This is a genomic window from Kitasatospora sp. NPDC048296 (genome assembly GCF_043201815.1).
GTDB lineage: Bacteria > Actinomycetota > Actinomycetes > Streptomycetales > Streptomycetaceae > Kitasatospora.
This window is the reverse complement of sequence record NZ_JBICZB010000165.1, coordinates 1-3,330: the sequence shown is the minus strand read 5'-3', so window position 1 is coordinate 3,330 and position 3,330 is coordinate 1. Positions and strand designations below refer to the sequence as shown.

At 75.7% G+C, this 3,330-nt stretch carries 1 protein-coding gene; it reads left to right on the top strand.

Going from position 1 to position 3,330, the window contains the following annotated elements:
- A partial coding sequence (locus ACGF12_RS38110) for a type I polyketide synthase (protein ID WP_393041104.1) occupies window positions 1-3,330 on the top strand: 3,330 nt, incomplete at both ends.

Genomic DNA, 3,330 nt, shown 5'->3' with positions numbered 1-3,330 from the left:
CCGCCACCCTCACCCCCAACCACCCCGAGACACACACCACCCTCGCCGCCCTCGCCACCGCCCACACCCACGGCCACCCCGTCAACTGGCCCACCCACGGCACCCCAGGCACCCACACCACCCTCCCCACCTACCCCTTCCAGCGCCAGACCTACTGGCTGGAGCCGTCCGCCGCCCGCTGGAGCGGGAACGTCGCGGCGGCCGGGCTCGGGGCGCAGGCGCACGGGCTGCTGAGCGCAGCCGTGGAGCTGGCCGAGGGCGACGGGGTGGTGTTCACCGGGCTGGTCTCGCTGAAGACGCACCAGTGGCTGGCCGACCACGCCGTGCTCGGCACGGCGCTGCTGCCGGGGACTGCGTTCGCCGAGCTGGCGCTCCACGTGGGCGAGCAGCTTGGGTACGGCACCGTCGACGAGCTGACCATCGAGGCCCCGCTCGTGCTCCCCGTGGACGCCGCCGTACGGCTCCAGGTGACCGTGGGCGCGCCGGACGACACCGGCCGTCGGACGGTCGCGGTGCACTCCCGCCCGGACTCCGGGGAAAGCACCGAGTGGCTGCGGCACGCGGTCGGACAGCTCGCCGAGGTGGACGGCACCGAGCCAGCCCCGGCGCCACTCGCCTCGCCGACCCGAGGGGCCGCCGTGGACGTGGCGGAGCTGGCGTCGCGGGCCGCGGACGCGGGGCTGGACTACGGGCCCGCATTCCAGGGGCTCGCCGCCGCCTGGCGCGACGGCGCCGACACCTGGCTCGACGTCGAGCTGCCGGAGGACCGGTGGGGCGAGGCCGCCCGGTTCCGCCCGCACCCGGCGATGCTGGACGCGGCGCTGCGGACGCTGGCGCTGGGCACCGAACCCGGTACCGTGCGCCTGCCGTTCAGCTGGTCGGGCCTCCGGCGGCACACGCCGTCGGCCGGCCCGGTGACCGCCCTGCGGGTACGGCTCACCGAGCTCGGCGAGGACGCGGTGGCCGTGACGGTCACCGACGGCGACGGCGCCCCCGTTCTGGAGGTCGAGGCGCTCACCCTGCGGACGGCCCGCCCCGAGCAGCTGACCGGCGGCCGGCTGCCGCTGTACGAGGTGCAGTGGACCACGGTGGCGGCCTCCGGCACGGACGGGTCGCCAGCCGACGCGGCGGAGTACCGGATCGTCGAGGCCCCGGCGAACGACGGCACCGCCGATGCCGCCGACGCCGTTGACGCCGTTGACGGCAGCAGCCCGGTGGCAGCCACGCACGACGCGGTCGCCTGGCTGCTGGCGCTCCTACAGGACGGCTCCGGTTCGGACGACGAGGCGCCACTGGTGCTCGTCACCCGCGGCGCGGTCGGCAGCGGCCCGCGGAACCCGGCACACGCCGCGCTCTGGGGTTTCGTCCGCGCCGCGCGGGCCGAACGCCCCGGGCGCTACGTCCTGGTGGACACCGACGACGCCGATTCGTCGCGGCTAGCGCTCCCGGCCGCGCTGCGGTCCGGCGAGCCCGAGCTGGTGATCCGCGACGGCGAGGTCCGCGCAAGCCGCCTGACGCCGGCCGAGGCCGCCGCCGAGGTGCCCGCCTTCGACCCGGACGGCACGGTGCTCCTCACCGGCGCGACCGGGGCGATCGGCCGGGAGGTGGCCCGCCACCTCGTGACCCGGCACGGTGTGCGCAGCCTGCTGCTGGTCGGCCGGCGCGGCGCCGACGCCCCCGGCGCACCCGAACTGGCCGCCGAGCTGACCGGGCTCGGCGCCCGGGTCACGCTCGCCGCGTGCGACGTGACCGACCGCGCGGCCGTGACCAAGCTGCTCGCCGAACACCCGGTCCGCGCCGTGCTGCACGCGGCCGGCATCCTGGACGACGGTACGGTCACCTCGCTGACCCCCGAGCGGCTGACCGCCGTACTGCGCCCGAAGGTGGACGCGTCCTGGCTGCTGCACGAACTCACCGACGACCTCACCCACTTCGTCCTCTTCTCGTCGGTCGCCGGGGTGCTCGGCAGCGCCGGCCAGGCCGCGTACGCCGCCGCCAACGCCTTCCTCGACGCCCTCGCCGAGCAGCGCGCGGAACAGGGCCTGCCCGCCGCCTCGTTCGCCTGGGGCCTCTGGGACACCGAGACCGGCATGGCAGGACAGCTCTCCGATCGCGACCGGGCCCGGCTGGCCCGCGCCGGTCTGGCGCCGATGCCGGTCGACCAGGGACTCGCCGCCCTGGACGCGCGCCTGGGCTCCACCCTCACCACGGCCTCCGCGCTGGACACCGTGTCGCTGCGCGACCAGGCCGACAAGGGCCGGCTCCCCGCGCTGCTGAGCGGACTGGTCCGCGCGCCGCGCCGCCGGGCCGACGCGCGCGGCGGCAAGCCCGCGGCATCGATGCTGGAGCTGGTCCTCGCGACCGCGGCGGACGTGCTCGGTCACCGCGACGCGTCCGCCATCGCCGCCGAACGCCCCTTCAACGAGCTGGGTTTCGACTCGCTGACCGCAGTCGAGCTGCGCAACCGGCTCAGCACCGCCACCGGTCGCCGGCTGCCCGCCACCCTGGTCTTCGACCACCCCTCCCCGGCCGCCCTCGCGGCTGAGCTGGAGGGCGCGGCTCAGGCTGCCGTCACCCGAACCGCCGCAGCCACCACCGCTGTTGCCGCCGTCGACGAACCGATCGCCATCGTCGGACTCGCCTGCCGCTACCCCGGCGGGGTGCGCTCGCCAGAGGACCTGTGGCAGCTGGTCGCGGACGGCGTCGACGCCGTCGGCGAGTTCCCGGTGGACCGCGGCTGGTCGGAGGACCTGTTCGACCCGGACCCCGAGCACGCCGGCACCAGCTACACCCGCAACGGCGGATTCCTGCACGAGGCGGCCGAGTTCGACGCGGAGTTCTTCGGGATCTCGCCGCGCGAGGCACTGGCCACCGACCCGCAGCAGCGACTGCTGCTGGAGACCGCCTGGGAGGTGTTCGAGCGGGCCGGCCTCGACCCGGCCGCCACGCGCGGCAGCCGGACCGGCGTCTTCACCGGCATCATGTACAGCGACTACGCGTCCCGCCTCCAGCACGCCCCACGCGACTTCGAGGGCTACCTGAGCAACGGCAGTGCGCCGAGCATCGCCTCGGGCCGGGTGTCGTACACCTTCGGGTTCGAGGGCCCGGCCGTGACCATCGACACAGCCTGTTCCTCCTCGCTCGTCGCCCTGCACCTCGCGGCGCAGGCACTGCGCAACGGCGAGTGCGACCTGGCGCTCGCCGGCGGGGCGACGGTGATGGCCACGCCCACCACCTTCATCGAGTTCAGCCGCCAGCGGGGCCTGTCACCGGACGGCCGCTGCAAGGCGTTCTCCGCCGACGCCGACGGCACCGGCTGGAGCGAAGGCG